24 protein-coding genes, 1 tRNA gene and 1 other RNA gene are annotated in these 26,227 nt (G+C 58.1%); 13 read left to right on the top strand and 13 right to left on the bottom strand.

Annotation, left to right across the window (positions count from 1 at the left end; genetic code table 11):
• Positions 1 to 118 precede the first annotated feature (118 nt).
• Both K4G67_RS01245 and K4G67_RS01240 read right to left on the bottom strand, forming a co-directional pair.
• Positions 119 to 313, bottom strand: coding sequence for a helix-turn-helix domain-containing protein (locus K4G67_RS01245; RefSeq protein WP_239804597.1), 195 nt, complete (start codon positions 311 to 313; stop codon positions 119 to 121).
• On the bottom strand, positions 310 to 516 hold the full coding sequence (locus tag K4G67_RS01240; RefSeq protein ID WP_239804596.1) for a helix-turn-helix transcriptional regulator: 207 nt from the start codon (positions 514 to 516) through the stop codon (positions 310 to 312). The genes K4G67_RS01245 and K4G67_RS01240 overlap by 4 nt, the downstream gene beginning before the upstream one ends.
• A gap of 396 nt (positions 517 to 912) precedes the next feature.
• Here K4G67_RS01240 and K4G67_RS01235 point away from each other — a divergent pair, with 396 nt between their 5' ends.
• The 6 genes from K4G67_RS01235 to K4G67_RS01210 are packed head-to-tail and all read left to right on the top strand — an operon-like array spanning position 913 to position 9,335.
• A complete protein-coding gene (locus K4G67_RS01235) occupies positions 913 to 1,131 on the top strand; it encodes a helix-turn-helix domain-containing protein (RefSeq protein WP_239804595.1) in 219 nt (72 codons plus the stop codon).
• On the top strand, positions 1,128 to 4,124 hold the full coding sequence (locus K4G67_RS01230) for a type I restriction endonuclease subunit R (protein WP_239804594.1): 2,997 nt from the start codon (positions 1,128 to 1,130) through the stop codon (positions 4,122 to 4,124). Before K4G67_RS01235 ends, K4G67_RS01230 begins: the two co-directional genes overlap by 4 nt.
• Complete coding sequence (locus K4G67_RS01225) at positions 4,114 to 5,358, top strand: restriction endonuclease subunit S (protein WP_239804593.1); 1,245 nt, start codon at positions 4,114 to 4,116, stop codon at positions 5,356 to 5,358. Before K4G67_RS01230 ends, K4G67_RS01225 begins: the two co-directional genes overlap by 11 nt.
• Entirely contained in the window at positions 5,355 to 6,464 is a 1,110-nt protein-coding gene (locus K4G67_RS01220) for an AAA family ATPase (protein ID WP_239804592.1), read from the top strand. The genes K4G67_RS01225 and K4G67_RS01220 overlap by 4 nt, the downstream gene beginning before the upstream one ends.
• On the top strand, positions 6,461 to 8,086 hold the full coding sequence (locus tag K4G67_RS01215; RefSeq protein WP_239804591.1) for a type I restriction-modification system subunit M: 1,626 nt from the start codon (positions 6,461 to 6,463) through the stop codon (positions 8,084 to 8,086). Before K4G67_RS01220 ends, K4G67_RS01215 begins: the two co-directional genes overlap by 4 nt.
• A gap of 40 nt (positions 8,087 to 8,126) precedes the next feature.
• Positions 8,127 to 9,335: a phospholipase D family protein gene (locus K4G67_RS01210; RefSeq protein WP_239804590.1), complete on the top strand. Its 1,209-nt coding sequence runs from the start codon at positions 8,127 to 8,129 to the stop codon at positions 9,333 to 9,335.
• Here the strand turns inward: K4G67_RS01210 and K4G67_RS01205 are convergent, their stop codons facing one another.
• Positions 9,336 to 9,566, bottom strand: a complete 231-nt coding sequence (locus K4G67_RS01205; protein WP_239804589.1) for a conjugal transfer protein TraD — start codon at positions 9,564 to 9,566, stop codon at positions 9,336 to 9,338.
• A 22-nt stretch (positions 9,567 to 9,588) separates the two neighbouring features.
• On the bottom strand, positions 9,589 to 9,894 hold the full coding sequence (locus K4G67_RS01200) for a conjugal transfer protein TraD (protein WP_239804588.1): 306 nt from the start codon (positions 9,892 to 9,894) through the stop codon (positions 9,589 to 9,591).
• A gap of 173 nt (positions 9,895 to 10,067) precedes the next feature.
• Here K4G67_RS01200 and traA point away from each other — a divergent pair, with 173 nt between their 5' ends.
• The gene (gene traA / locus K4G67_RS01195) at positions 10,068 to 12,965 is read left to right on the top strand and encodes a Ti-type conjugative transfer relaxase TraA (protein WP_239804587.1); all 2,898 of its coding nucleotides are present in this window, start codon (positions 10,068 to 10,070) and stop codon (positions 12,963 to 12,965) included.
• Positions 12,966 to 12,975: 10 nt separating this feature from the next.
• Positions 12,976 to 13,743, top strand: coding sequence for a DUF6118 family protein (locus K4G67_RS01190; protein ID WP_239804586.1), 768 nt, complete (start codon positions 12,976 to 12,978; stop codon positions 13,741 to 13,743).
• Positions 13,744 to 14,004: 261 nt separating this feature from the next.
• Here K4G67_RS01190 and K4G67_RS01185 read toward each other — a convergent pair whose 3' ends face one another.
• Positions 14,005 to 14,397: a hypothetical protein gene (locus K4G67_RS01185; RefSeq protein WP_239804585.1), complete on the bottom strand. Its 393-nt coding sequence runs from the start codon at positions 14,395 to 14,397 to the stop codon at positions 14,005 to 14,007.
• Between the two features lie 212 nt (positions 14,398 to 14,609).
• Between K4G67_RS01185 and K4G67_RS01180 the strand changes: the two genes are divergently transcribed.
• Positions 14,610 to 15,149 carry a TIR domain-containing protein gene (locus K4G67_RS01180; protein WP_239804584.1) on the top strand — a complete coding sequence of 180 codons (540 nt, stop codon included), beginning with the start codon at positions 14,610 to 14,612 and terminating at the stop codon, positions 15,147 to 15,149.
• Complete coding sequence (locus K4G67_RS01175; protein WP_239804583.1) at positions 15,146 to 15,823, top strand: hypothetical protein; 678 nt, start codon at positions 15,146 to 15,148, stop codon at positions 15,821 to 15,823. Before K4G67_RS01180 ends, K4G67_RS01175 begins: the two co-directional genes overlap by 4 nt.
• Positions 15,824 to 16,045: 222 nt before the next feature.
• Here K4G67_RS01175 and K4G67_RS01170 read toward each other — a convergent pair.
• Positions 16,046 to 17,217, bottom strand: a protein-coding gene (locus K4G67_RS01170; RefSeq protein ID WP_096063796.1) for an IS3 family transposase whose coding sequence is annotated in 2 segments (ribosomal slippage) — positions 16,046 to 16,965 and positions 16,965 to 17,217 — 1,173 coding nt in all. Because the reading frame shifts where the segments join, the coding sequence is not laid out codon by codon here.
• On the opposite strand from K4G67_RS01170, the gene K4G67_RS17495 reads away from it, so the two are divergent.
• Positions 17,196 to 17,639, top strand: a complete 444-nt coding sequence (locus tag K4G67_RS17495; RefSeq protein WP_275588702.1) for a TIR domain-containing protein — start codon at positions 17,196 to 17,198, stop codon at positions 17,637 to 17,639. The genes K4G67_RS01170 and K4G67_RS17495 overlap by 22 nt on opposite strands.
• Positions 17,640 to 17,660: 21 nt before the next feature.
• Here the strand turns inward: K4G67_RS17495 and K4G67_RS01165 are convergent, their stop codons facing one another.
• Positions 17,661 to 18,872: a tyrosine-type recombinase/integrase gene (locus K4G67_RS01165; RefSeq protein WP_239804582.1), complete on the bottom strand. Its 1,212-nt coding sequence runs from the start codon at positions 18,870 to 18,872 to the stop codon at positions 17,661 to 17,663.
• Between the two features lie 197 nt (positions 18,873 to 19,069).
• Positions 19,070 to 19,155 (bottom strand) — tRNA-Tyr (locus K4G67_RS01160).
• A 157-nt stretch (positions 19,156 to 19,312) separates the two neighbouring features.
• Here K4G67_RS01160 and rlmB point away from each other — a divergent pair.
• On the top strand, positions 19,313 to 20,128 hold the full coding sequence (gene rlmB, locus K4G67_RS01155; protein WP_239804581.1) for a 23S rRNA (guanosine(2251)-2'-O)-methyltransferase RlmB: 816 nt from the start codon (positions 19,313 to 19,315) through the stop codon (positions 20,126 to 20,128).
• Between the two features lie 78 nt (positions 20,129 to 20,206).
• On the opposite strand, the gene K4G67_RS01150 is transcribed toward rlmB, so the two are convergent.
• From K4G67_RS01150 to ffs, 5 genes are all read right to left on the bottom strand, one after another.
• Entirely contained in the window at positions 20,207 to 20,479 is a 273-nt protein-coding gene (locus tag K4G67_RS01150; protein ID WP_202085661.1) for an HU family DNA-binding protein, read from the bottom strand.
• Positions 20,480 to 20,743: 264 nt separating this feature from the next.
• Positions 20,744 to 23,185 (bottom strand): endopeptidase La, encoded by a 2,442-nt coding sequence (gene lon / locus K4G67_RS01145; RefSeq protein WP_239804580.1) that lies wholly within the window; start codon positions 23,183 to 23,185, stop codon positions 20,744 to 20,746.
• 103 nt (positions 23,186 to 23,288) lie between these two features.
• Positions 23,289 to 23,633 carry a YbaB/EbfC family nucleoid-associated protein gene (locus K4G67_RS01140; protein ID WP_239804579.1) on the bottom strand — a complete coding sequence of 115 codons (345 nt, stop codon included), beginning with the start codon at positions 23,631 to 23,633 and terminating at the stop codon, positions 23,289 to 23,291.
• Positions 23,634 to 23,679: 46 nt separating this feature from the next.
• On the bottom strand, positions 23,680 to 25,464 hold the full coding sequence (locus tag K4G67_RS01135; RefSeq protein ID WP_420829972.1) for a DNA polymerase III subunit gamma/tau: 1,785 nt from the start codon (positions 25,462 to 25,464) through the stop codon (positions 23,680 to 23,682).
• 113 nt (positions 25,465 to 25,577) lie between these two features.
• Positions 25,578 to 25,672: signal recognition particle sRNA small type (ffs, locus tag K4G67_RS01130), an RNA gene on the bottom strand.
• 27 nt (positions 25,673 to 25,699) lie between these two features.
• Here ffs and K4G67_RS01125 point away from each other — a divergent pair.
• Positions 25,700 to 26,224 (top strand): hypothetical protein, encoded by a 525-nt coding sequence (locus K4G67_RS01125; RefSeq protein WP_239804578.1) that lies wholly within the window; start codon positions 25,700 to 25,702, stop codon positions 26,222 to 26,224.
• Positions 26,225 to 26,227: the final 3 nt, after the last annotated feature.

Below are 26,227 nucleotides of genomic sequence, written 5' to 3'. Positions count from 1 at the left end.
TAACGATGGTTCTGTTCAGCGTTTTGTCCAAAAAACTGAATAAGTCGGCGGTTCGCGGCGCCTGATCGCAACATAATAGCACATTCTGACACTGTCCAATTGCGAGTTGGCAGTCTGGTCAGTTCAATGCCCGACGCCGATCAACCAGCTTATGCAAACTAGCTGTCGTGATACGGGTTGCCTTGCCGATCTTGATTGTTTCGAGTTCGCCGTTTGCGATCAGCTCATAGAGCTTTGTGCGCCCGACGCCGATCATTCGGGCAGCGTCATTCACCCTGACGCAGATCGGCTCGACCGGCTGCTGGCCACTCATTCCGCTGGTTCCTCTTCCCGATAGTGGACGGGATCAGCGATCCAGCGATTGATTGCTGACTCATACCAGCCCGCTCCGTGAATGCTGATCTTCACTTGCGAAGGGAAAGTGCCTTCGACGATCTTTCGGTAAATGGTGGAGCGGGAAAGGCCGGTGCGGTCGAGCACGGTCTTCAATCGGATAATGCGTTCTGTATTGGACATTGGGCGTTCTCACTTTGACATTAGTAGCCCCTCTACGGAACATAATGAGAACTTTCTGAAGCGATGCAAGCGTCGGGCTGAACAGAATCTGCGCGCGATCTCCCAGGAAATATCAGATTTGAAACAACAATGGACCGATAGCGACTTCTACGGACAAAGCGGCTTAGGCCACTCCAAGGCTGAAAATTTTTCCCATTGGCAGGAAAACGCGAAAGCGATGCCGTAATACGCGCGGCCAACGACGACTTCCCGCAATGCATTGACGAATTCTGCGCCCGAATCGAAGCCAGAAAAGCTCAACTGGCTTCGTCAACGCATCGGCATTAGACGATTGAATTTGATTTTGACCGAGTTAGAACGATTCAAGCGACCAGATGTGTGATATGGGATTGGAGCATGGCAGCAGAACCTTGGGTAACCGCAGAGCAAATTGCGCGCCATCTTGGGGTCGCAAAAGACACTATCTATCGTTGGCGAGAACTGAAGGGACTGCCCGCCCATAAGATCGGCAGGCTTTGGAAATTTCAAATTTCAGAGGTCGACGAATGGGTCAGGCTGGGCGGCGCTGACGAGCATGAGACTGGCACGCCCACGCCAACGGGATCAGGCCAATGAGCACGGCGGAAAGCGCCATCGAGCAAGAACTCGTATCGAAGCTTCAAGAGCTCAAATATGTGTATCGCCCAGACATCCGGGATCGTGCGACGCTTGAAAAGAATTTTCGGGAGAAATTCGAGGCGCTGAATCGCGTCCGGTTGAGCGATACGGAATTCCAACGGGTCCTTGAGGACATCACTACCCCTGACGTATTTGCTGCCGCCAATATCCTAAGGGGTTACAGCAGTTTCGAGCGTGACGACGGTACGCCGCTCAACTACACTCTCGTCAATATCAAGGACTGGTGCAAAAACACGTTCGAGGTCGTCAATCAGCTTCGAATTAACACCGACAACAGCCACCATCGCTATGACGTGATCCTGCTGATCAATGGTGTACCTACCGTGCAGATCGAGCTGAAGACGATGGCGGTCAGTCCCCGTCGTGCCATGCAGCAGATTGTCGATTACAAGAGCGACCCTGGCAACGGGTATGGGAAGACGTTGCTGTGCTTCATTCAGATTTTTGTCGTCAGCAATCGCACAGACACTTGGTATTTCGCCAACAACAACGCTCGCCAGTTCAGCTTCAACGCTGATGAGCGGTTTTTGCCGATCTATCAGTTTGCGAGCGAGGACAACAAGAAGATCACGCATCTCGACAGCTTTGCCGAAAAGTTCCTCGCCAAATGCACGCTGGGTCAGATGGTCAGCCGCTACACCGTGCTTGTCGCGAGCGAGCAGAAGCTGATGATGATGCGCCCCTACCAAATCTACGCCGTGAAGGCGATTGTGGAGTGCATCCATCAGAACTGCGGGAATGGCTATGTCTGGCACACGACCGGCAGCGGGAAGACTTTGACGTCATTCAAAGCGTCCACGTTGTTGAAAGACAACGACGACATAGCAAAATGCTTGTTTGTCGTGGACCGCAAGGACCTTGATCGGCAGACACGCGAAGAGTTTAACCGGTTTCAGGAAGGCTGCGTCGAAGAAAATACCAATACCGAAACACTTGTCCGCCGTCTCCTGTCAGACGACCGCGCCGACAAAGTCATCGTAACCACCATCCAGAAGCTTGGCTTAGCGCTCGACGACACGAACCGTCGTCAGAGAGGCAAAGCTCGATCCTACAAGGAAAGGCTGGAGCCATTAAGAGATGAGCGGATCGCCATAATTTTCGACGAGTGCCACCGCTCTCAGTTCGGTGAGAACCATAAGGCCATCAAGGAATTCTTCCCAAAGGCCCAGCTCTTTGGCTTCACCGGCACCCCGATCTTCGAGCAGAATGCCAGCTACCAGCAAGCGGAAGGTGACCAAGCAAGATATCGCACCACCGACGACCTATTTCAGCAGAGCCTGCACCAATACACGATCACGCACGCCATTGAGGACCGCAATGTTCTGCGGTTTCACATCGACTACTACAAGCCGGAAGGCGAGAAGCTGCCCAAACCCGGCAAGGCGTTGAAGAAAGAGAAGGTCATCGAGACGATCTTACTCAAGCACGACGCCGCGACCGCCAACCGGAAATTCAATGCAGTGCTTGCCACCAGCTCGATCAACGACGCCATCGAGTACTATGAGAAATTCGCCGAAAGTCAGGCCGCGCGGCAAGCTGCCGATCCTGACTTCAAACCGCTGAAGGTGGCGTGCGTTTTCTCGCCACCTGCTGAAGGCAACAAGGACGTGCAGCAGATTCAGGAGGATCTGCCGCAGGAGAAACAGGACAATGCTCAGGACCCGGAAGCGAAGAAGAAGGCGCTGAAGGCCATCATAGAGGACTATAACACGCGGTACGGCACCAACCACCGCATTGGCGAGTTCGACCTCTACTATCAGGATGTTCAGAAGCGCATAAAGGATCAGCAGTTTCCAAATGCCGACATGCCCAAAAAGGGCGCCGAGAAGATCGACATCATTATCGTTGTCGACATGCTGTTGACCGGCTTCGATTCAAAGTTCCTGAACACGCTCTATGTCGACAAGAACCTGAAGTATCACGGGTTAATACAGGCATTCTCACGCACCAATCGTGTGCTCAACGATTCCAAGCCATACGGAAACATTCTCGATTTCAGGCAGCAGGAAGCCGCCGTAAACGAAGCAATCGCTCTCTTCTCTGGAGAGAAGATCGACAACCCGCGCCAAATCTGGCTCGTCGATCCGGCACCGCAGGTCATCCAGAGCCTTCAGTCGGCTGTGCAGTCGCTTGGCGAATTCATGGAATCGCAGGGACTGTCCAACGCGCCAGAGGACGTGCCCAACCTCAAGGGTGATGCCGCGCGCGGCCAGTTCATTTCGCTTTTCAAGGAAGTGCAGCGACTGAAGACCCAGCTCGACCAGTACACCGACCTGAGCGACGAGCAGGCGCAGCAGATCGAGCAGACCGTTCCCGCCGACGAGCTTCAGGGCTTCCGCACCATGTATCTTGAAACCGCCAAGCGCCTGAAGGAGAAGCAGGACAAACCTGGCGGCGCAGACGATCCGGAGGTCGATCAGCTCGATTTCGAGTTCGTGCTCTTTGCCTCTGCGGTGATCGACTATGATTACATCATGGGCCTGATCGCGCGGTATACACAGAACCTGCCTGGCAAGACCAAGATGAGCCGGGATGAGCTTATCGGGCTGATCCAGTCAGACGCCAAGTTCATCGACGACCGCGACGACATCGCCGAATATATTCGCAGCCTGTCCGCTGACCAGCCTTTGGATGAGAAGGAAATCCGCGAAGGGTACGAACGCTTCAAGGCGGAAAAGCAGGAGCGCTTGCTCACCGAGATGGCCGAAAAGCACGGCATCGATGCGACAGACTTGCAGGACTTTGTAGACTTCGTGCTGCGCCGAATGATTTTCGATGGCGAAGGTTTGAGCGCGTTGATGTCCCCACTCGATCTTGGTTGGAAGGCGCGCACGCAGCGCGAACTTGCCCTAATGGAAGACCTCGCGCCGCTTCTTCACAAGCTGGCGCATGGTCGCGAGATTTCAGGGCTGAGCGCGTATGAGCAGTAAGGTCAATACCGAGCCAAAGGGCGACCTCTTGCCAAAATTGCGCTTCCCCGAATTTCAAGCGGCAGGCGGATGGCAAGAAGTTGCATTGGTTCAACTAACGCAGCCAATTACAGAGAAGGTAGGTGACGCCGAGCTTACGCCGGTAAGCATAACTGCTGGGCAGGGCTTCGTTTCGCAAGTATCGAAATTTGGTCGCGATATCTCAGGCGATCAATACAAGAACTACACGCATCTCAGATTTGGAGATTTCGCCTACAATAAAGGAAATTCGAAGAAGTTTCCGCAAGGTTATGTTTGCCAACTCAAGGAGTTTCCTGAAGCTGCCGCTTCGAGCGCATTCATCTGCTTTCGGCTGAATGCTGACCATGACGCCACTTTCATCCAGGGCGCATTTGAAAAGAATGTGCATGGGGTTCAATTAGCAAAGTATATCACGAGTGGCGCTAGAAGTGATGGCCTTTTAAATATTCGCCCTGAGGACTTTTTTTCCATTAGTCTTTCAATACCGACCGAGCCGTATGAAGAGAAGAAAATTGCTGGATGCTTGTCGTCGATTGAAGCACTTATAGTCGCTGAATCGGACAAACTTGAAGCCTTGGAGCGTCACAAGCAAAGTCTACTGAGCCAGCTATTTCCTCCGCCAGGTGAAATCCGACCAACTCTCAGGCTTCCAGAGTTTCGCCAGGCGCCGGACTGGCAAGAGAAAGCCGTCGGAGATGTCTTTACCCTAACTCGCGGTAATGTTCTCGCAATGCCATTGGTCGATGACGTGCCCTCGAACGAAAAGCCTTATCCAGTCTATTCGTCTCAAACAAAAAACGCAGGGCTCGCGGGCTACTACTCAGACTACCTGTATGAGGATGCAATCACGTGGACAACTGACGGCGCGAACGCCGGCGACGTAAATTACCGCTCTGGAAGATTTTTTTGCACGAATGTATGCGGTGTTCTTCGCAGCGATGAGGGATACGCCAATCCTTGCGTCGCAGCGCTCATAAATGGCGTTGCAAAGCGCCATGTATCTTATGTCGGCAATCCGAAATTGATGAACGGAGTGATGGCAAAGATTGTCGTGCCATTTCCTTCGCTGGAAGAACAACTCCAGCTAACTTCGATTTTAAAATCCATCGACATGCTACTCAATTTCCAAAATAACAGGGTCGAAAGGCTCGAAGAACATAAGAGGGGTTTGCTGCAGCAACTCTACCCACCGAGAAAAGATATTTTAGTATGAGCCATGAAGAGATCGCCAGGGAAATCTGCGATGCCAAGGAACAGATTTTCGTAGTCTATGCATTCAATGCGACTGGGAAAACTCGACTGTCTGTATCCTACAAGGACCTTACGAAGAACGACGATGGAACGCATACTGGCGTCTACTACAACGCCTACAGCGAGGACATCTTTGTTTGGGAGAATGATGGCATAGACGACGATTCACCCATCAGGCTCGATGTCAGACAAAGCAGCCTGAACAAGTTCCACAGCTCACTTTCCGAAGACAACATCCGCGACAAACTGAACCGTTATCGCCCTACTTATCGGTTTGAATTCATCAATCATGCCAATCCCGAGGACGGCATTGATTCCATAATGTTCTTCTATGAAGAGGCATCTCCTGACGATCCCAATATCGTTTCGAAGGTGCCCATCAAGATTTCGCGAGGTGAAGAGCGCATTTTCGTTTGGTGCTTTTTCCTCGCGCTTTTTGAGGTTGAAGGATGGGCTGACAAGCAGTCATCGCACTTCTTTATCGATGACCCGGTGTCGAGTCTGGACGATCACAATATCTTCATCACCGCTTCCACATTGTTCGACCTGATCGAAGATCATTTCGAGAAACGAAAGCTGATAATTACAACCCATCACCTTGGGTTCTTCGCTATCTTGGCGGATTGGCTCAAGAAAGGTGAGAAGGCGCAAAAATTTAGCAAGAGCGCACGCGTCTGCATGCTAAGCGCTCGGGACGGAAGCATCGTTCTTGAGAACAGCACGAGCGATGTTTTCCTATACCATTTGCGGCTGCTGCAACTTCTGGAGCAGGCTCAAAGAAATAACGAGGTCAAAGCATTTCACTTCGCGCTTCTCCGACAGGCGTTGGAGAATGTCGCCTCATTCCTCGGAGTTGGGCAATTCAGTTATGTCCTTCAACAGATCGGCATCGATGACGAGAGAAGGTCGGCCAACATCATAAACACGCTCTCGCACAAGAAAGTATATTATTTCGAGAGCGATGAGCTCAATCCCGACAACCGGGACATGTTCGATGAGGTTTTTAACAAACTCAAAGAGAAGTACAATTTCGTGCTTCATCTGCCCAAACAGGTAACTGCCCAATGACCGGCCAAGAACAGAAAAAACTGGGTAAGACCCTTTGGGCTGTCGCCGACAGCCTTCGTGGTGCCATGAACGCGGACGATTTCCGCGACTACATGCTTGCCTTCCTGTTCCTGCGCTACCTGTCCGACAATTATGAGGCGGCAGCGGCCAAGGAACTGGGATCGGATTATCCCAGGATGAAAGATGAGGATAAGCGAACGCCGCTGTCAGTCTGGTACGCGGAAAATGCAGAGGATACTGAGGAGTTCGAAAAGCAGATGCGCCGCAAGGTGCACTACGTCATTCGTCCCGAGTACCTCTGGACCAGCATCGCGGAACTTGCGCGCAAGCAGAAGAATGAGCTGCTGGACACGCTCCAGAAGGGGCTGGAATACATCGAGACGGAATCCTTTGCGAGCACGTTTCGCGGTCTGTTCTCGGAGATAAATCTCGCCTCGGACAAGCTTGGCAAAACCTATGCCGACCGCAATGCAGCCTTGTGCAAGATCATCACCGAGATCGCCAACGGGCTGAAGGAGTTTTCAACTGACAGCGACACATTGGGTGATGCTTACGAATACCTGATTGGTCAGTTCGCCGCAGGATCAGGAAAAAAGGCGGGCGAATTCTACACGCCGCAATTCGTGTCCGATATCCTCTCGCAAATCGTAACGCTCGACGGGCAGGAACCGGCGACAGGCTCACGCGCGCACATGGACAGTCTCATGGACTTTGCCTGCGGATCGGGATCGCTCTTGCTGAATGTCCGCCACCGCATTGGGCCGCACGGGATCGGCAAAATCTACGGCCAGGAAAAGAACATCACCACCTACAATCTGGCGCGCATGAACATGCTGCTGCATGGGATGAAGGATACCGAGTTCGAGATTTTCCACGGCGACACGCTCACCAATGACTGGGATATGCTACGCGAAACGAACCCGGCAAAGATGTCGCGTTTTGACGCGATCGTCGCCAATCCGCCGTTCAGCTATCGCTGGGATCCGAGTGAATCCTTGGGTGAAGACGCGCGCTTCAAAAACTACGGCCTCGCTCCGAAATCAGCCGCCGACTTCGCGTTTCTTTTGCACGGATTTCACTATCTGAAAGACGATGGCGTCATGGCCATCATTCTCCCGCACGGTGTGCTTTTCCGTGGCGGTGCCGAAGCGCGCATTCGCACCAAGCTACTCAAGGATGGTCACATCGATACCGTAATTGGGCTGCCCGCGAACCTGTTCTATTCCACCGGCATTCCGGTCTGCATTCTGATCCTCAAAAAGTGCAAGAAGCCCGATGACGTGTTGTTCATCAACGCAGCAGAGCATTTTGAGAAGGGCAAGCGACAGAACTTCCTAGGCGACGGCAAAGACGGCAAACCGGACCACATTGGCAAGATTGTCTCGACCTATCAGTTCCGAACTGAAGAGGCACGCTATTCTCGCCGCGTCGATATGGACGAGATCGAGGAGAACGATTTCAACCTAAACATCTCTCGCTACATCAGCACCGTCGAGCCGGAACCAGAGATTGATCTCGGGGCAGTTCATGAGAAGCTTCTTGCCCTGGATGAGCGCATCCGCGTGGCGACTGACGATCACAATTCATACCTGAAGGAACTGGGGCTGCCACCGTTACCCTGACAGGACAGCGGGGTCGGAAACCGCTTATGGGAGACGCAGATTGAAGGTTTCGATTCTCGACGCGAGTTCACTCCGCAAGACGCTCCTTCGCCTCATTCCGAAGCATGACAAGATCTACATGGCGGTCGCTTGGGCCGATTCCGGGCCAGTTGCCGACAAGCTGATCGAGAACAAGCGGAAGTTTGAATCAGTCACTGTCGGGCTGGATTTTTGCGCCACCGATCCGGACTTTGTGGATGCCCTTCGAGGAGTGCGGAACGCATTCGTTTTCAAGAAGCAAGGAGCTTGCTTCCACCCGAAGGCATATCTTTTCGTGACCGGCGAGAATGCCGAAGCAATCGTGGGGAGCGCAAACTTCACTAGGGGCGGACTTGGCTCCAATTTCGAAACCTGCATGCATCTCCGCTGCAGTGTTTCAGACCCGGCAATCGATAGTCTTATTGCTATGTTCGAGTCATTCGCGCCCCACCGGCAGCCCGTGACCAGGCCGCTGGCCGAAAGCTACCGGCGGCAAGCCGCCATCGCAGCTAAGAAACCTCGCCCAGCAGCGCCAGTGCTTCCGACAGAAACCAAAGATTTCCAGCGCATCGATTCCGAGCTGCTCAAGATGGACTGGCCGACATTCATTCGGGAGGTCCGCAAGGACCCAAACCATCATTTTGCGACGCGGATGAAGTTTCTCCGCTACCTGCAATCTCTGTTCGCCAAGGTGGGGTCGTTCTCTGAATTGTCGGTGGCAGAATGGAAGGCGGTGGCGGGGATAGTCCATCCCGATGCTGTCGCGGATTCTGGGCTGGAAAAATATCAAATCGGCTGGTTCGGATCGATGCAAGGCTCCGGTTCGTTCACCAACCTAATCGCGAACCAAGATGAGGACATCGCAAAATCCGTTGACGCAATTCCAAGTCGTGGTTTGGTCACCAAAGCCGATTACGATAAATTCTGCGAACTGTTTACCGACGCGTTCTCAAACTCGGCAAGGGTTGGAAGGTATCCCACCGCGACCAGGCTGCTGGCGATGAAACGACCTGATGTCTTTGTGTGCGTGAACAATGGCAACAAGGCTAATCTGGCAGAGGCACTTAGCTTCGCCCCATCGACATTAGGCTTGGACAACTATTGGGAGCGCGTCGTGGAGCCAATCAAGATGGCGGATTGGTATAATTCCAAACGCCCCAGCGGTAAGCAAGCGGAAGCTTGGGATTGTCGAGCCGCCCTAGTCGATGCGATCTACTACGAAGAAGTCTAATCAGGGCGACATTTCTTCCGCCTCAAACGCTCGCTTGCCCTTGCGCCTGAACAGCACCAGCGCCTGCGCACCATCAGGCCCGCGCAGCTTGGCGGCGACGGTGAGGAACGCGCCGTAAAGCGCGGCGCGATCATCGTCGGTCAGCTCGACAAGATCGGCCTTGGCGACCAGGCCGCCCAGCTCGATAAGCTGTTTTGTCCGCTCGCGTCTTTTCACTTGCCATTCGCGCATGTCGGTTCGTGCCTTTGCTGCCTCAAGCCGATGCCGCGCCGCCGTCCAGCGGAAGAGTGCCTTCCGACTGCTGGCGAGGTCCGCTCGCAGTGTCGCGTGACTTGCCCTGAAAAAAGGCCACGCCGCGCTTGCGCCAGACCTCCCCGATTGCCTTGTCGGTATTGGCGGCAGCATCGAGCAATGCGCCCGCCAGGACATCGGCATCGAGCGCGTCGGCTCCGGTTGCCGTGACGAGGGCGCCGAGGTCGCGCACGCGGCGCTCCTTCAACTGCTTGGCCTTGTCGGCAAGTGCCTTCAGTTCCGAATCAAAATCGCGGGGTTTGCGCATGGGACATCTCCATCATTGGTGTGATGGAGCCATGATAATCGTGACCGTAATCCAATGCAGTAAGGTCGCCGGGACAGTGTGAAACCGCCTAGTCCCGATCAGGATATTATCATGAGAGGGCGCGCTTATACGTCGTGCCGACGCGGGCTTTGCGGTGTAACTGGATTGCCGTCATGGCAATCTTTCACTTCAGCGCAAAGGTCATCGGGAGGTCGAGCGGACGCAGTGCCGTGGCGGCAGCGGCCTATCGTGCGGGCGAGAAGCTGCACGATGAGCGCATCGACAGAACCCATGATTTCACCAACAAGGCAGGCGTTCTTCATTCCGAAGTGATGTTGCCCAAAGGCGCGCCTGAAGCCTTCTCCGACCGCGCCACGCTTTGGAACGCGGTCGAAGCCGCCGAGAAGCGCAAGGATGCGCAGCTTGCCCGTGAGGTCGAGTTCGCGCTGCCTCGCGAGCTGTCGAAGAAAGACAACGTGATGCTGGCGCGCGCTTTCGTCAAAGCCGAGTTCGTCGAGAAAGGCATGATCGCCGATCTCAATGTTCATTGGGATATCGGCGAAGACGGCAAGACCAAGCCACATGCGCATGTCATGCTGACGATGCGGGAAATTGGGCGCGAAGCCACCAAGGGCGGCTTTGGTGCAAAGGTCCGCGACTGGAACAAGACTGCCCTCATCGAACAATGGCGTGAGCGCTGGGCCGATCATGTGAACCGCGCGCTGGCGGAGCGCGACATCGATGTGCGGATCGATCACCGCAGCCTGGTAGCGCAGGGCATTGCATTGGAGCCACAGGACAAGATCGGTCCTGCTGCCTCGCGCATTGGCGGGCGTGGACTGGAAGCCGAGCGGATCGAGGAACACCGCGCCATCGCCCAACGCAATGGCGAGCGGTTAGTTGCCAATCCGGCGCTGGCGCTTGATGCGATCACCCACCAACAGGCAACTTTCACCAAGCGCGACCTTGCCGCCTTCGTTCATCGGCACAGCGACGGCAAGAAGCAGTTCGATGCCGCCTACAACGCGGTGCGCGCATCGCCCGATCTGATCGCATTGGGCAAGGACGGACGCGGGCAGGACAGATTCACATCGCGGGCGATGATCGAGACCGAACAGCGCCTGCAGCGCTCCGCTGATGCGATGGCCGCGAGCGCCAAACACAGCGTCAGTGATGTCCAGCGAGACGCCGCATTCGCCAGCGCCGCAAAGCGCGGCCTGGTCCTCTCGGGCGAGCAGAAATCCGCCTTCGAGCATGTTACCAAAAGTGGCGGTCTTGCGGTTGTCGTTGGCTATGCCGGGACCGGCAAGAGCGCGATGCTGGGCGTGGCGCGCGAGGCTTGGGAAAGCGCTGGCTACAACGTGCGCGGCGCGGCCCTGTCCGGCATCGCTGCCGAGGGTCTTGAGAACGGCTCCGGCATCGCATCGCGCACCATTGCCAGCCTTGAACACCAGTGGGCCAAAGGACGCGAGCAGCTCACTTCGCGCGACGTGCTCGTCATCGACGAGGCGGGCATGGTCGGCACGCGCCAGATGGAGCGCGTGCTCACCCATGCCGCGAAGGCCGGTGCGAAAGTTGTTCTGGTTGGCGACCAGCAGCAGCTTCAAGCCATCGAGGCAGGCGCGGCATTCCGGGCGATCCACGAGCGCCACGGCGGCGTCGAGATCAGCGAAGTCCGCCGCCAGCTTGCCGCATGGCAACAGGATGCGACCAGGCTGCTCGCCACGGGTCGAACGGGCGACGCAATCCGCACCTACGAGGAGCGCGGCATGGTCCATGCCGCCGACACGCGCGAGGCTGCGCGCGCCGCACTGATCGAACGCTGGGATCGGGAACGGCAAGGGAGTTCTGTCGACAGCCGGATCATCCTCACCCACACCAATGATGAGGTGCGCGCGCTGAACCAGATGGCGCGCGAAAAGATGCGCGAGGCTGGGCAGCTTGGGGCAGATGCCCCGATCAGGGCTGCACGCGGCGAGCGGCAATTTGCAACCGGCGACCGCATTATCTTCCTGCGCAACGAACGCGGGCTTGGGGTGAAGAACGGGACACTCGGCACGGTGGCAAAAGCCAGCACACAGAGCATGGCCGTCCGCACAGATGATGGGCGGGAAGTCGCGTTCGACACCAAGGACTATGCCCACATCGATCATGGCTACGCCGCAACGATCCACAAGGCGCAGGGGATGACGGTAGACCGCGCGCATGTGCTTGCCACGCCAGGCTTGGACAGCCATTCCGCCTATGTCGCCATGTCGCGCCACCGCGAAGGTCTGGCGCTGCACTATGGCCGCGATGACTTTGCCGACCAGTCCAAGCTTGTCCGATTGCTAAGCCGCGAGCGCGGGAAGGACATGGCTGGCGATTACAAACCCGAGCAGGCTTTCGCCGAACTGCGCGGTATCACCTTCCGCGAGCGGGTCATGGAGATGGTTCGGCAGGTGCCGGAACGCGCCAAATCCATCTTCGGAAACTTTCGCCCGCAGGCCAGCCAGCTTGAGGCGATTCCTGTGCAGGCAAACACGCAGAACGATAAGCGCCGCGCGGTCGAGCGCTACGCCCGGGCGCTTGGCGATATCGGCACGATGCAGGCCCAGGGCTTGCCCGTACTCCCGCACCAAAATGACGCGCTTTATAAGGCGAGGAAAGCGCTCGACGCGATCCGGCCCCATGCCGCCACCGACCTTGTCAAGGCGTTGGAGCGGCATCCTGAGCTGATTGCAGAGGCCGCTGGCGGGCGCAGCCAGGAAGCCATGCGCGCCATGAGCCAAGAGGCAGCCGTGCGCACCGATCCGGCGCTGCGATCCGAGCGCTTTGTCAGCGACTGGCAGGGATTGAGCATGGCGCGCAAGCAGCTTGAGCAGCAGGGTGACCGCGCGGGCGCGGCCCGCGTGTCGAGCAAACTGACCGAGCTGGCGAAGGGGCTTGAACGCGATCCGCAGGTCGAAAGCCTGCTACGCGGCAAGACCCGCGAACTCGGCATCGATCCAAAGCCCGAACTCAGCATCGCCAACGAACTCACCGCAACCCTGACCCGCGAGCGCACCCGCGATCTCGGGATGGGTCTTTAGGAGCTAAATAATGGAAGACGATGACCCAATCGAAGAAGTGCAACTGGACCTCGAAGTAGAGGAACCACCCGCCCCCCAGCCGAAACCAGAGCTGGAAGCGGTTGACGAAACCGATCCGGCAACTGAAGCCTTCGCCCGTCTCGAAGGCGAAATGGCGATGGTGCGCCATACGGTACAGAACATAGCCAGGGAGCGAGCCGACATCGTGATCCCGGACTACACCTCGACACTTGGCCAGATGGCCGATCAGCTGGCACAGGTCTCCAAGACATTGAGCACAATCGGGAGCATGCCTGCCATCGAGCTGACGCCGGAAGACATCGCGGTTCAGATCAAGCGCGCATCGCTCGACATGCTGCGCGATGCCAGCGACCTGTTCCGGCACGGACGCAAAGACCTGGACCTTGCAACGGGTCGGCTCGCCGCAATTGTCGGGCGTGTCCGCACCGAGGCCGAGCAGAAGCGCCAGACCTGGCGCTTTGCAGGCGTGGGTATGGCTGCCGGCATCCTGCTTTGGTCGATCTTACCCGGCACCATCGCCCGCGCCATGCCCGAAAGCTGGCAATGGCCAGAATGGATGGCTCGCAAGGCGGTAGGCGAGCCGACCATCGTGGAGGCCGGAATACGGTTGATACGATCTGAGAGTCCCCAAGCCTGGGAGGAATTGGCTGCGGCCCAGCACATCTTCAGTGAGAATCGCGAGGCCTTGGACCGCTGCATAGAGAGTGCTCAACGGAAAGCACAGTCAGTAACTTGCTCGATAGAAATTTCGTCGTGAAAGACCCTGCGGTTTAGTTGGACGACTGGAGACGCGGGTCTCTCTGGCGCGAAAAGCGGTCACCCGCCGATGAAGCACATTCAAGTGCCTTCGAGCCTTGAGGTTTCATCTCGTTCTTCCCAGCGCTAGCTACACGATTCCGAGAACGCACACTCGCGCACTATGTGTCTAACGACGACGAGCATCCATCATGGATTTTTAAGACGAAGACCCTGCGCACTTAATAAAGCGTTGAGGGTTCTCGCGAACGTTGGCTCCCAACTACGCCTCTTCGTCGCTCTCATTTTTGAGAAAGCGATCATGCAATTTTTCCAGATCATTAACCGAATGCGCTTCTATTTCCGTACCATCCTTGAATTTTATCCGGACTTTTCGGCCTTCACGCGCCGGAAGCCACGCCTTTAGCACTTCGAACGCCTTCACGCCTCCCCATAAGAGCAAGGCAACTACAAGACCGCTTTCCAATCCAACGGTCTTTCGCATCAGTGTATACTCACGGTACTGAAGGCCTGCCGCAGTCATCGCCTCCTCCAAATCCTTTGCATCGGCGCGATACCAATCTTCCTCCACATCGCCGAATTCTCCGAAGGAAGCTTCTGCCGTTGCCTCTTCGTCTGACTGTTTATCGACCGGTGTCGCCTTGGTGATCCTCATTGCTTATTTTCCTGTAGATGCGGCCGCAGCGGTCTGAATATGCGACCGCTCTCGAAAATTGGCCAATTATCGGCAGTCAATTGGTATCAGCAGTCATGCTCAATAGCCATTCGCAAGCCAGCTAGGCAGAAACAGGGGAAATGTCGAAGCAGGCCTAGTCAGCCTGTCACCGCCTGGGATATGAACGAATCAAGAACTGAAGGGGTATACCAATGGCGACTGTGCGCCGTAAGTGTTTCATTTCTTATCACCACGCAGACCAAGATGCGGTGAATCAGTTTGTCCGTGATTTCGATCAAGCGCATAACTGCTTCATCGCTCGTGGCCTTGGTGAAGAGATGCCTGGGGATGTCATCAATAGTAACAACACCGACTACGTGATGGCGAAAATTCGAGAACGGTTTTTAGCAGATTCAACAGTTACTATCGTTCTGTTGGGGCGGTGCACCTGGGCTCGGCGATACGTCGATTGGGAAATTCAATCTTCCTTGCGGCGGGGACAATATTCAACGCCGAACGGCCTGCTTGGGATCAAGCTTCCTTCTTACAGCGGAAGCTTCCCCGAGCGGTTTAATCAGAACCTTTCTTCAGATTTCCCCCGCATCGATTGCTACGCCCGCCACATGAGCTATCCATCTTCTACGTCTGCTTTAGTTGATGCTATTGAAGAGGCCTATCAGCGACGGACAACCCATCAAAATCTTATCGTGAATCCGCGCGCTAGGATGTCCTATAACAGGCAGTGTCAGTGACCGTTCCAACCAACCAATCTGCAACTGACCCATCGCTCGTGTCCTTCGTGCTTTCGGAGGATTGGGAGGTCAGTCTCCACTTGGATACGCTGCCACTCATGGCTGCTATCGTCGCCGTTACTATCGCGTGGTTTTTGGCAAAATGGTGGATGGGGCGTAGATTTCCGCAGTTCGAGATCGACACTACCGAGTTCGGATTTGGTGACCACAAGGTGTCGTTCAAACCAAATAACGTAGATCGTCAAATCGCCTATTCTATCTGGGTTGAACTCAGCACCCGAAAAGTCGGACTTCCGATAGATTTGAATGACGATGTAATCGCTGAGATTTATGACTCATGGTATGCGTTTTTCGGCGTAACACGAGAACTCATCAAAGACATTCCTGTCTCGAAATTGCGCCACGATAGCACTGGCACGATTATCAACCTCTCGATTGAAGTCTTGAACGAAGGGCTTCGACCACACTTGACGAAATGGCAGGCTCGCTTTCGACATTGGTACGACCATCAAATGTCGACGAAAAACGATGTGTGCCCACAGGACGTGCAGACGAACTTTCCAGAGTTTGAGCAGCTTAGCTCCGACCTTCTAGAAGTGAACCGGCGGCTGCAAAACTACCGTAAGCGAATGTATCAGCTTGTGACTGGAAAACAGGTGGTCGCTGGTGATTAGGTTTGCCACTCGCGATGATTTCAGCCGCTTCACAAAAGAAATAGGAGACGCAGATCGTACTGCGTTGCGAAAGCGAGCTGAAGACCGATCACCAAATGGCACAACCTTCCTATCTCATTCGTCCAGAGATCAGGAGTTAGTTGTTGGCGCCATTCGCGTCTTGGAAGGACATGGAGCAACAGTTTACATCTGACGTGACCCCCAGCTTTCCCCCAGCTGGGATTAGAGCCGGGCGGTTGTTTTGCGCATAAGCGCGGTTGAAGCAATGGGCTGCGTAGCGGAGCCCGTAGGGCGTAGCGAAGCAGGCCATTGCTTATCCAGTTCAGCGGCGAACGCCGCCGGTGTTGCGTAACCGAGAGACGAGTGTGGTCGCTCCCGATTGTAGTCTTCGACCCAGGCCGCGATCTCGACACGGGCATGGGCCATGCTCAAGAACAGCGTCTCGTTGAGCAGTTCGTCGCGCATGCGGCCATTGAAGCTCTCGACATAGCCATTCTGCATCGGCCTTCCGGGCGCGATGTAATGCCACTCCACGCCGACCTCGCCGCACCATGCCAGCACAGCGTTGCTGGTGAGCTCGGTGCCATTGTCGCTGACGATCATGCCTGGCTTGCCGCGCTGTTCGATCAGTGCGGTCAGCTCGCGAACGACACGGCGACCAGAGATCGAGGTGTCCGGCACCGCTGCCAGGCACTCCCGGGTCACGTCATCGACCACGTTGAGCACCCGGAACCGTCTTCCCGAAGCCATCTGGTCGTGAACAAAGTCCAGGCTCCAGCGCTGGTTCGGCAGCGCCAGAACCGGAGCAGGTGCCCTTGTGCCAACAGCACGCCTGCGGCTTCGTCGTCGCCTTACTGCCAGCCCTTCTTCCTTGTAGAGCCTCTGGGTCTTCTTGCGGTTGATCATGATCCCCTCCCGGCGCAGCAGGATATGCAGACGGCGATAGCCGAACCGGCGACGCTGGTTGGCCAGCTCGCGCAGCTTCTCGCGAAGCTCGGCATCATCGTCCCGGGTGGAACGGTAACGCACGCTTTTGCGATCAGCATCGATAACACGGCACGCCCGCCGCTCGCTCATCCCGTGGCACACCTGGAGATGAGCAACAGCTTCCCGCTGCGCGGCGGGCGTCAGAACTTTTTTGCCAGAAGATCCTTCAGAGCAGCCTTGTCCAGCATCGCATCGGCCAGCAGCCGCTTGAGCTTGGCGTTCTCGCTCTCGAGCTCCTTCAGTCGGCGGGCATCGGACACTTCCATCCCGCCATACTTCGACTTCCAGTTGTAGATCGTCGCTTCAGATACACCGTGCCGACGGGCCAGGTCAGCGGTCTTGGCTCCCGCCTCCGCTTCCTTCAGCACCCCGATAATCTGCTCTTCTGAAAACCTCGTACGCTTCATCGTCTGTCCTTCCTTCAAGGCCAGACTCTAATCGCTCGTGGAGGAAAATCAGGGGGTCACGTCACATCGACAAGAAGGATAGCAGTCTCCCACCCTACACGAACGAGCAGACCGCGCAGACTTTAAAAGACCGGATTAATCAGAGCCGGAAATTCGTTCTCTTGGCTTCGGAGAACAGCAATCAAAGCAAATGGGTGCCTTGGGAGCTCGGATTGGCTGATGGCTATAAGGGCATAGGTAGGGTTGCGATTTTCCCTAATGTTCAGAGCAACGCAAACACTGCTTGGACGAGTTGGGAATATTTAGGTCTTTATGATCGCATCGTATGGGGCGATCTAGAGGGCGAAAGTGAACGTGTTTGGATGGTCTACAATAAGAAGTCGCACACTGCCTGCAATCTCAACGTTTGGTTGAGTCGATAAGAGCTCAAACCATACGACTGCCTATCCGCCGCCATGAGGATTTTCCGACGCGTCCGGAATATCCGAGCAATAACTCCCCCAAGCCTCCATCAGCTGCACCCGTGCGCCGGGATTCTCCGGCGTGCCCAGATAGGTAGTGCGCCGATAGGCGGCCTGGACCGCGTCAGGCGTTTTGTGCGCCAATGCCGCTTCGACAACCGCATTGGGGAAGCCTTCGTTTGCGGCCCAATCGGTAAAACTGGAGCGGAAGCCGTGAACGTGGAAAGGCTCCTGCATATCGCGCATGACCTTGAGCAGCGTCATGTTGGACATCGCCTTGCCGGTCATGCCGGGGAAGACCACTTCGGCTCCCTCAAGCCGCATTGCGTCCGCCTTAGCGAGCACCGCCAGAGCCGCCTCTGAGAGCGGCACGATGTGCGCCCTGCTGCGCTTCATGTGTTCGGCTGGGATTGTCCAAAGGCGCTGGTCGAGATCGAATTCGTTCCACTTCGCGAGCCGCACTTCCTGCGAGCGAACGCCCGTCAGAATGAGAAGGTCCAGCGCAAGACGCGAATAGGACGGCTTGCGGCGCAGCGCGGTAAGGAATGAAGGAACCGCCACGTAGGGCATCGCCTTGCGGTTTGCCGGTTTCTTGATCTGTCGGGGCAGCCCTCGCCCCGCTTTGAGGCTGCTATTGCCCGATGGAGCCTCCGTGGAGCGCCACCCCTTCGCGTGGGAGTAATCGAGTACGGCACAAATCCGGTTGCGGACCTGGCGGGCTGTTTCGGGAATTTCCTGCCAGATCGGCGTAAGGACCGTGATGATGTCAGCAGCGGTGATCCCGCCGGTCGTCATGTTGCCCAGCCTCGGGAAGGCATAGTTCTCCAGACTGGCCAGCCACTGGCGACCGTAGACATCGCTCTTCCAGCCTGCCTCGTTCTCTGAGTGATATTGGGTGGCGGCTTCGCGGAAGGTAACCTTTGCAGCTTCCTCGTTCTTGCGCTCCGTAAGCACGTCGCGCTTCTCAACCTTTACGGCTTTTCGCAGCTCCGCCGCCTTGGCGCGTGCTTCAGCGAGCGTCACGAGTTTTGCACTGCCCAGCCCCAAGTCTTGGCGTTTGCCGTCACGCTGGAGTCGCAAATTCCAATAGGCACCGCCACGTTTGTCCACTTTCAGGAATAATCCGTCACCGTCTTGATAAGTGCCTGGATTCGCCAAGGCCGCCTTGACCGCTACCGCCGTGAGTTTGCCCATCGCTCTACCCCCACACTTTTCGGGACCAAATTGTGAAACCAAAGTGTGGGGGTAAGCCACTTTACCCCCACACTACCCCCACACTCGGCTCCGGCTGCAGGCAAATTGCAGCGGTCAAATGCGGACGAAAAAGGGGACAATACCTTTGGTTTTCTGGGATTTCTAGGGGGCTTCGGGGATACTCTGAGAAAGGGCGGTGGTGGACAGGGCTGGATTCGAACCAGCGTACGCTTGCGCGGGCAGATTTACAGTCTGCTGCCTTTAACCACTCGGCCACCTGTCCACACCGGTGCCGTATCGATGGGGCATCTGCCCCTTCAAAAGCGACGAACCTCGAAGGTCCGTCCGGCCGAGAGGCGCACCCTTTGGCGAAGCTGCGCTTGCCTGTCAACAGGCAGGCTGGCACAGGCGGCGCACAAATCGGAACGAGGCGCGAGAACATGGCGAAAAAAGGCGAGAAAAAAGCACTGCGCGGACGCGCCGGCCGGATGCAGGGCGGACGCGGCAGTGGGCGAGCGTCGAAAGGGGCGGTGCGCTTCTGGGGCCGGCATGCGGTCGCGGCGGCACTGGCCAACGACGATCGCACGATCCTGAAACTGTGGGGCACGCGCGAGGCGATCGACGCAATGCTCGAGGAGGAGCAGATCGAGCTGTCGCAGAATGTGCGCGTCGAATATGCGCAGAATACCGATATGGCGCGGCTGGTCGCGCGCGATGCGCCGCATCAAAACCTGGTCGTGGAATGCGAACCGCTCGACGACATGTTTCTCGACGATGTCGCATTGGGAGAGCCGGGCGCGCCTGTCGTGGTGCTCGATCATGTGACCGATCCGCATAACGTGGGCGCGATCATGCGATCCGCCGCCGCGTTCGGCGCGGCCTGCATCGTGACGCAGGACCGGCATGCCCCGCCCGAATCGGGCGTGCTGGCAAAATCGGCATCGGGGGCGCTGGAAACTCTGCCTTGGGTGCGCGTGGTCAATCTCTCGCGTGCGCTCGACGATCTGGCGGAGGCCGGATACTGGCGCATCGGGCTCGACGGCGATGGTGAGGCGACGCTTGCCGACGCGCTGACGACCGGACCGGTGGCTTTGGTGCTGGGCGCGGAAGGTGACGGGCTGCGCCATAATATCGGGCAGCATTGCGATCAGATCGCGCGGCTGCCGATCGCGACTGCGGTGGAAAGCCTGAACGTGTCGAATGCCGCGGCGATAAGCCTCTATGCCTGCGCGATGCGGGATTTGCCCGAAAACTGACACGCGCATGACGCGCAATGAAAACCGCGCGAAGGCCGATGCCCTCGCGCGGTTTTTCATGTGCGATGAATGCGCGTCTTAGTTGACGGCGTCCTTCAGACCCTTGCCGGCCTTGAACTTTGGCTGGGTCGAGGCCTTGATTTCCATCGGTTCGCCGGTGCGCGGATTACGGCCGGTCGACGCCTTGCGTTCTGCGACCGAAAACGTGCCGAAACCGACGAGACGCACTTCGTCACCCTTGGCGAGCGCCTCGGTGATGACGTCGAAAACGCTTTCGACCGCCTTGGTCGCATCGTTACGCGACAGGGCGCTCGCATCGGCAACCTGGCTAATCAGCTCGTTCTTGTTCATGGTTCGAAAACCCCCTTGTATGATTGGCTAGTAAAACTTGTGACCCTAACGGGCGGCTCGATAATGAATCGCCCCTAAGACGCACGGAATGGAGCGGTTTTCGGCCAGCGTGTCAAAGGCAAATCCGCGCCAAAATCGCGGAAAAGATGCGATTTTGGATCCGTTCGCAGCAAAGAGTCGTCATCGGGCAACATCGCGCACGAAAAACCGCGATGCAGCATTGTTGCCGCATCGCGGAATTATTTTTCGCGCCAGAAACCGGCTTTAATGCGCGGTAGGTGCCGTTCCCGCCGTGCCGATCGGTGCCGGCTGGGTGGCAAGATCGTCCGCCTCGCTCCAGTCGATCATCTCGGTCGGTTCGGACAAGGCGCGGGCGAGCACCTCGTCCACATGCGAAACCGGGAGAATTTCGAGCCGCTCGGTAATGTTTGCCGGTATTTCGGCCAGGTCCTTGCGGTTCTCCTCGGGGATGAGGACAGTGGTGATCCCCCCGCGCAATGCCGCGAGCAATTTTTCCTTCAACCCGCCAATCGCCAGCACGCGGCCGCGCAATGTCACCTCGCCCGTCATGGCGACATCCGCACGCACCGGGATGCCGGTCAGTGTGGAAATGATCGAGGTGACCATGCCGACGCCCGCGCTCGGCCCGTCCTTGGGCACCGCACCTTCGGGAAGGTGGATGTGGATATCCTTGCGCAGGAAGATCGACGGCTTGATGCCATAGGCGGGTGCGCGCGCCTTCACGAAGCTGAAAGCCGCCTGCACGCTCTCGTTCATCACCTCGCCCAGCTTGCCGGTGGTGCGGACCTGCCCCTTGCCGGGGACGGTGACGCTTTCGATGGTCAGCAATTCGCCGCCCACTTCGGTCCAGGCAAGGCCCGTGACCGCGCCGACCTGGTTTTCCTCGTCCGAAACGCCATGACGGAACTTGCGCACGCCGGCGAACTCGCCCAGGTTTTCCGGCGTGATGGTGACGCTCTTCACCTCGCCTTCCAAAATCTTGCGCAGGCTCTTGCGCGCCAGTCGTGCGATCTCACGTTCCAGCGTGCGGACCCCGGCCTCCCGGGTATAATAGCGAATAAGGTCACGCAGCCCTTCCTGCGTCAGGGTAAATTCCCCTTCGGTAAGCCCGTGCTGCTCGACCTGCTTCTCGATCAGGTGGCGCTCGGCAATCTCGACCTTCTCATCCTCGGTATATCCTTCGAGGCGAATGATCTCCATCCGGTCGAGCAAAGGCTGAGGCAGGTTGAGCGAGTTGGCGGTGCACACGAACATCACGTCGGACAGATCGTAGTCGACTTCGAGGTAATGATCCTGAAACTTCGCGTTCTGTTCAGGGTCCAGCACCTCTAGCAGGGCCGAGGCCGGATCGCCGCGGAAATCCTGCCCCAGCTTGTCGATCTCGTCGAGCAGGAAGAGCGGATTGGAGGCCCCCGCCTTCTTCAGATTAGTGACGATATTGCCCGGAAGCGAGCCGATATAGGTACGCCTGTGGCCGCGTATCTCAGCCTCGTCGCGCACACCGCCCAGCGACTGCCGCACGAATTCGCGACCCGTCGCGCGCGCAATCGAACGGCCGAGCGACGTCTTGCCCACGCCCGGCGGTCCGACAAGACACAGGATCGGCCCCTTCAGCTTGTTGGTGCGTGCCTGCACGGCGAGATATTCGACGATCCGGTCCTTCACCTTTTCCAGCGCATAGTGATCAGCATCGAGCACTTCCTGCGCCTTGGCTATGTCCTTCTTGACCTTGGACTTCTTGCCCCACGGCAGACCCAGCAGCACGTCGAGATAGTTGCGGATGACGGTGGCCTCCGCGCTCATCGGCTGCATCGCCTTCAGCTTCTTCAACTCGGCATTGGCCTTTGCCTTTGCCTCCTTGGACAGCTTCGTCTTCTCGATCTTCTCGGCCAGTTCGGACAGCTCGTCGCCATCCTCGCCCTCGCCGCCCAGTTCGGACTGAATCGCCTTCAATTGCTCGTTGAGGTAATATTCGCGCTGCGTCTTTTCCATCTGCCGCTTCACACGGCCACGGATGCGGCGTTCGACCTGCAACACACCGAGCTCGCCCTCCATGAAGGACAGCCCCATCTCCAACCGCTTCACCGGGTCGCGCTCGGTCAGCATCGCCTGCTTGTCGCTGACCTTGGCGGCGATGTTCGCGGCGACCGCATCGGCGAGCCGCGAGGCATCGTCGATTTCGGCCAGCTGCTCGCCCGCGTCGGCCGACAGCTTCTTGTTCAGCTTCGCATAATCGTCGAACTGCTCCATCACCTGGCGCATGAGGGCGGCGACCTCGCTGCCCGATGCGGTGATCTCGTCGAGCACCTCGACCTCGGCGCGGACCATGGCGCCTGTATCCTCGACCGCGTTCAGCGCCGCGCGTTCCTGCCCCTCGACCAGCACGCGAACGGTACCGTCCGGCAGTTTCAGCAATTGCAGCACGGTCGCGACCACGCCCATGTCGTAAAGGTCGTCCGCCGCCGGATCGTCGCAGGCCGGATCGATCTGCGAGACCAGCATGATCTGCTTGCCCGATGCGTCTTCGTCCCCATCCGCATCGTCCGCATCCGGCGCGGCCATCGCAGCCTCCAGCGCGGCGACGGATTTTTCACGTCCGACGAAAAGCGGCACGACCATGCCGGGAAATACGACGATGTCGCGCAAGGGTAGAAGCGGGTAGGAACTCATCCAGATATTTTCCATTCAGTGGCGCTTACGCCAATCGGCCGGCGCGCGCATTACGATCCGTATCCAATATGGTGCAGTATCGCACAGGTGCAACCACGGCGGGCATCCCCGCCCGCGATCAGAGACCGAGCTTGGAAAGGTCGAAGCCCGGCGGCAGGCCCGCCTGCGACTGCACCTTCTGCATCTCCTCGTTCGCGCGGGCGTCGGCGCGTGTGCGGCAATCGTTGAAGGCAGCTGTGATGAGGTCCTCCAGCATCTGCTTGTCCTCCTTCACCATCAGGCTGTCGTCGATCGACACGCCCAGAATGCGGCCCTTCGCCGTGCTGCGGATCTTGACCATGCCGCCGCCCGAAACACCTTCGACCTCGATATTGTCGAGCGTGGCCTGCGCCTCGTTCATCTGCTTCTGAATCGTTTCTGCGGCCTGCTGCGCGGCCTGGATCATTTCTTCCATCGATTTCATCGTCTGGCTCCTGTCGTGCCTGTCATAGGATGGGTATATAGGGGCTTCAGGCGCGTTTGAAACGCCGCTCGTCCATCTGCTGCACTTCCGCCTCGTCCATGAGCCGCGCTTCGGGAAAGGCGGAAAGCGCCGCCTTCACCAAAGGCGCCTCGCGCACGATGCGGGCTTCGTCCTCCGCCTTTGCGCGCGCGATCTCGGCCAGCGAGGGGCGCGTCGCCTCGCCCTCGTCCGCGCGGTGCAGCTCCCATCGCTCCCCCGTGGCGCGATAGAGCGCGTCGCGCAGTTCGGGCGCGAAATCCTCTCCATAGCCGGGCACGGTGGCGTAGCGCAGCATCCCGTGCCGCAGTTCCGCCACCCGGATCCAGTCCCGCATGATCTGCCCCACGCGCAACTGGCCGACATCCTCCACCTGTTCGATGAGATCGGTCCATTCCGGAGCGGGTCGTGCCACCGCGGCGGGGGCGGGGATGGTACCCGTTACGGAGCCTTGCACATTGCCATCGCCGCCAGCCGTACCAATGGCCGGCCGGGCCGCGATCTCGTCCAGCCTGCGCATCAGCGTGCCGGGATCGGGCATGTCGGCGGCATGCAGGATCCGAAGCAAGGCCATCTGCGCCGCGACGAGCGGATCGGGCGCGGTCCGCACCTCGTCATGCCCTTTGAGCAGCAATTGCCAGAGCCGGTGCAATTGCGCCGCGCCGAGCGTTCCTGCCCATTGTTCGATTTGTGCGCGCTCCTCCGCCGACGGTGCATCGGCGGCGCCGCGCGCCAGCTGCGCGAGCGTGATGCGGTGGACCAGCTCCATCTGTCCGCGCATCAGGGCCACCGGCTCCACGCCAAGCGCATATTGACGGTCGACCAGATCGAGCAGCCCCGCCCCGTCGCCCGACAGGACCGCCGAAAGCAAGCGGCGTTGCACCCCCTTGTCGGCGAGGCCGAGCATGTCGCGCACCTGATCCGCGGTAACGCGGGTGGTTTCGCCCTCGCTCGCCATGTCGGCATGGGCGATCGCCTGGTCGAGGATCGACAGCCCGTCGCGCACCGATCCCTCGGCGGCGGCGGCGATCATGGACAGCGCCTCATCCTCCGCCTCGACCTCTTCCTGCGCGCAGACCCATGCGAAATGCGCCTGCAACATGGGCGCGGTGATACGGCGCAGGTCGAACCGCTGCGTCCGGGACAAGACCGTCACCGGAAGCTTGTCCACCTCGGTCGTGGCGAACAGGAATTTCACATGCGCCGGCGGTTCCTCCAGCGTTTTCAGAAGCGCGTTGAACGCATTGCGCGACAACATGTGCACTTCGTCGATGATGTATATCTTGTAGCGGGCCGATACGGCGGAATAGCGCACCGCCTCGATAATCTCGCGCACGTCGTCGACGCCGGTGTGGCTCGCCGCGTCCATCTCGATCACGTCGATGTGGCGCCCCTCGGCAATGGCGACGCACGGTTCGCATATTCCGCACGGGTCGATCGTCGGCCCGCCCTGCCCGTCGGGTCCGATGCAGTTCAGCGCCTTGGCAATCAGGCGCGCGGTGCTCGTCTTGCCCACCCCGCGCACGCCCGTCATCAGGAACGCATGCGCGAGCCGGTCGCGCCGGATCGCATTGGCCAGCGTCTGCACCATGGCATCCTGCCCGATGAGCTGACCGAAGGTCTGCGGCCGGTACTTGCGCGCCAGGACGCGATAGGGTTGTGCCGGATCCGGCGCGGGCGGCGTTGCCCGTTCGCCCAGCCCAAGGCCCAGGGCATCGTCCGCCATGTCGGGATCGCGCGGGGGCGGCGCCGGAGCAGCATCGCCAGCGCCAAAGATATCGGATGAATCGGCCATGATCCGCAATGTAGTGTGATCGCCCCCCAATGTCGAAGGGCGCAAACATGCAAACTGCGGATAGCTCGACGGGTGCGGGCAGGCATCGGCCCGTATTGCATCGGATATGAGGTGAGTAAGGAGCCGGGCGACCCGCAGCAATCCGTTGTGGCTGCTTCCTTCCGGACCTGACCAGGTTGGCGAACGCGAACGTCCACCCGACTCCCGATCCGCGATATGCCGATCCGCGCAATGAATGGCAAGGGTCAATCCGACATGCTATCGCCCGCACACGACACGAACGGGAATCGGTACCACCATAACGAGCAGGATCTCACGCACCGCGGCCACCGCCATTCTACTTGCCGGGACGATGCTGGGCATGGTGCCTTCGGCCATGGCGCAAACGCCCGATTTCGGGGACGACAGCAGCGAATGGGCGCGCGACGGCGAATGCGACGACATGCGTTTCATCGGGCCGGGCATGGCGTCCGTTCTCAATGACGAGGATCGCGGCCACGACGCAACCGATTGCCGCGTCGCGTTCGAGCAGAAACGCGTCACCATGCGCAGCGAGGCATTGCAGCAGCGCGTCGTCGAGGCGCGGCGAATCGCGTGGGGCGATGACGAGGGCGCGTTCGCCAATGACGGCGAATGCGACGACATGCGTTTCGAAGGCGAGGCGATGACCACGACCGTGCTTCGCGTCGAGGACGTACAGCACGATGCGAGCGATTGCCGCAACGCGTATCAGGATGGCCTGATCGCGCTCAGGCAATAGGAC

Origin of the sequence: Croceicoccus hydrothermalis (assembly GCF_022378335.1) — a bacterium.
GTDB lineage: Bacteria > Pseudomonadota > Alphaproteobacteria > Sphingomonadales > Sphingomonadaceae > Croceicoccus > Croceicoccus hydrothermalis.
This window is presented reverse-complemented; position numbering and strand designations above follow the sequence as displayed.

What these genes read in the sequence shown, in the direction of transcription:
- K4G67_RS01245 (WP_239804597.1), bottom strand. Translation starts at nt 313, where the DNA reads ATGAGTGGCCAGCAGCCGGTCGAGCCGATCTGCGTCAGGGTGAATGAC.
- K4G67_RS01240 (WP_239804596.1), bottom strand. Translation starts at nt 516, where the DNA reads ATGTCCAATACAGAACGCATTATCCGATTGAAGACCGTGCTCGACCGC.
- K4G67_RS01235 (WP_239804595.1), top strand. Translation starts at nt 913, where the DNA reads ATGGCAGCAGAACCTTGGGTAACCGCAGAGCAAATTGCGCGCCATCTT.
- K4G67_RS01230 (WP_239804594.1), top strand. Translation starts at nt 1,128, where the DNA reads ATGAGCACGGCGGAAAGCGCCATCGAGCAAGAACTCGTATCGAAGCTT.
- K4G67_RS01225 (WP_239804593.1), top strand. Translation starts at nt 4,114, where the DNA reads ATGAGCAGTAAGGTCAATACCGAGCCAAAGGGCGACCTCTTGCCAAAA.
- K4G67_RS01220 (WP_239804592.1), top strand. Translation starts at nt 5,355, where the DNA reads ATGAGCCATGAAGAGATCGCCAGGGAAATCTGCGATGCCAAGGAACAG.
- K4G67_RS01215 (WP_239804591.1), top strand. Translation starts at nt 6,461, where the DNA reads ATGACCGGCCAAGAACAGAAAAAACTGGGTAAGACCCTTTGGGCTGTC.
- K4G67_RS01205 (WP_239804589.1), bottom strand. Translation starts at nt 9,566, where the DNA reads ATGCGCGAATGGCAAGTGAAAAGACGCGAGCGGACAAAACAGCTTATC.
- K4G67_RS01200 (WP_239804588.1), bottom strand. Translation starts at nt 9,894, where the DNA reads ATGCGCAAACCCCGCGATTTTGATTCGGAACTGAAGGCACTTGCCGAC.
- traA (WP_239804587.1), top strand. Translation starts at nt 10,068, where the DNA reads ATGGCAATCTTTCACTTCAGCGCAAAGGTCATCGGGAGGTCGAGCGGA.
- K4G67_RS01190 (WP_239804586.1), top strand. Translation starts at nt 12,976, where the DNA reads ATGGAAGACGATGACCCAATCGAAGAAGTGCAACTGGACCTCGAAGTA.
- K4G67_RS01185 (WP_239804585.1), bottom strand. Translation starts at nt 14,397, where the DNA reads ATGAGGATCACCAAGGCGACACCGGTCGATAAACAGTCAGACGAAGAG.
- K4G67_RS01180 (WP_239804584.1), top strand. Translation starts at nt 14,610, where the DNA reads ATGGCGACTGTGCGCCGTAAGTGTTTCATTTCTTATCACCACGCAGAC.
- K4G67_RS01165 (WP_239804582.1), bottom strand. Translation starts at nt 18,872, where the DNA reads ATGGGCAAACTCACGGCGGTAGCGGTCAAGGCGGCCTTGGCGAATCCA.
- rlmB (WP_239804581.1), top strand. Translation starts at nt 19,313, where the DNA reads ATGGCGAAAAAAGGCGAGAAAAAAGCACTGCGCGGACGCGCCGGCCGG.
- K4G67_RS01150 (WP_202085661.1), bottom strand. Translation starts at nt 20,479, where the DNA reads ATGAACAAGAACGAGCTGATTAGCCAGGTTGCCGATGCGAGCGCCCTG.
- lon (WP_239804580.1), bottom strand. Translation starts at nt 23,185, where the DNA reads ATGGAAAATATCTGGATGAGTTCCTACCCGCTTCTACCCTTGCGCGAC.
- K4G67_RS01140 (WP_239804579.1), bottom strand. Translation starts at nt 23,633, where the DNA reads ATGAAATCGATGGAAGAAATGATCCAGGCCGCGCAGCAGGCCGCAGAA.
- K4G67_RS01135 (WP_420829972.1), bottom strand. Translation starts at nt 25,464, where the DNA reads ATGGCCGATTCATCCGATATCTTTGGCGCTGGCGATGCTGCTCCGGCG.
- K4G67_RS01125 (WP_239804578.1), top strand. Translation starts at nt 25,700, where the DNA reads ATGGCAAGGGTCAATCCGACATGCTATCGCCCGCACACGACACGAACG.